Source organism: Wolbachia endosymbiont of Atemnus politus (assembly GCF_013309895.1).
The window spans coordinates 1-1,239 of sequence record NZ_JAAXCS010000199.1; the positions used below are offsets into that span (position 1 = coordinate 1).

At 34.8% G+C, this 1,239-nt stretch carries 1 pseudogene; it reads right to left on the reverse strand.

Features of this window, described 5'->3' with window-relative positions:
• Window positions 1-851 (reverse strand): annotated as a pseudogene (gene mraY / locus HET73_RS07480) (phospho-N-acetylmuramoyl-pentapeptide-transferase); the annotation flags it as partial.
• Window positions 852-1,239: the final 388 nt, after the last annotated feature.

Consider the following 1,239-nt stretch of genomic DNA (forward strand, 5'->3'; position numbering starts at 1 on the left):
ACGTTGAACGTACGCTCGTGAATTTGTGTATTTAAAATATAATACCTGAATAAAGACAGACAAAGTCTCCATTACAAATATTGCTCCAATAACAGCAAAAAGCACTTCCATTTTAATTAAAACGCTAGTTAACCCTAAAGCTGCACCGATTGGCAAACTGCCAATGTCACCCATAAATATTTTTGCTGGATGTGTATTAAACCACAAGAAATTTAAAGTCGCTCCTATAAACGCAATTCAGAATAAAATGATGTTCATGTCTGCTTGAGTCAGATATGAAACTAGTCCCAAAGCGACAAAAGAAGTGATTGCTTGAGTTGCAGCAAGGCCCTCGAGGCCATCCGCAAGATTTACAGCGTTAGCAGAGCCGACAACCACAAATGCAGCAAAAGGAACATAGAGGTAGCCAAAGTCGATTATTACTCCTTTAAATAGGAACATTTTTGTAAAATCTTCAGTAAAGTACAACTTAAACATAGATATACCAACCAGAATTACAATAAATTGGATAAGTATTTTGGTTTTTGCGCTTAAACCCTGATGGTTATTTGTTTTTAATTTTAAATAATCGTCAATAAATCCAATCAGAGCAAAAAATAGTGTTATAACCACCAACAATAGAATATCTGGCGTTAACTGAGTCCAAAGTAGAATTGGTAATAAAGAGGAAATCAGTATTACTATGCCGCCCATAGTGGAAGTATATCTTTTTGTAATTAAATGACTTTCTGGTCCGCATAACCTAATTGGTTGCCCATCTTTTTTGATTTTTTTAGAAGCTTTATAAAATAAGGATAAAGAACAAACCCTAAAATGAACGAGGTGAAAAATATTTTTGTAGGCAAGCCCATTTTATTTAAATTGAGTATCATATAAGCAAACGATGATTTGATCATATCTGATAGGTTTAAACAAATTGATGAATTATTTTATAAGTCGTTGATACCAACATGTATGATACAGAAACAGGTCAAAAAATAGAGTTATTATTTAAATTGTATAAGAGCCATATAAAGCTTGACATGCTAAAAGGAAGGCCATACAAAGTACTATGTGAATTAGATTGTGTGCAATGTAGCATTTTTCTTGTCATTCCAGTACTGGCCTGTTGGTCTCACAAATGCAGGTTGAAAACTGGGCTGGAATGACAGCCCTTTCTTGTCACCCAAGTACTCCTCTCCTGTCATCTAAGTAGCGGACACTGGTTCCTTTATGATGGTGTCATCCAAGTAGCCCTTT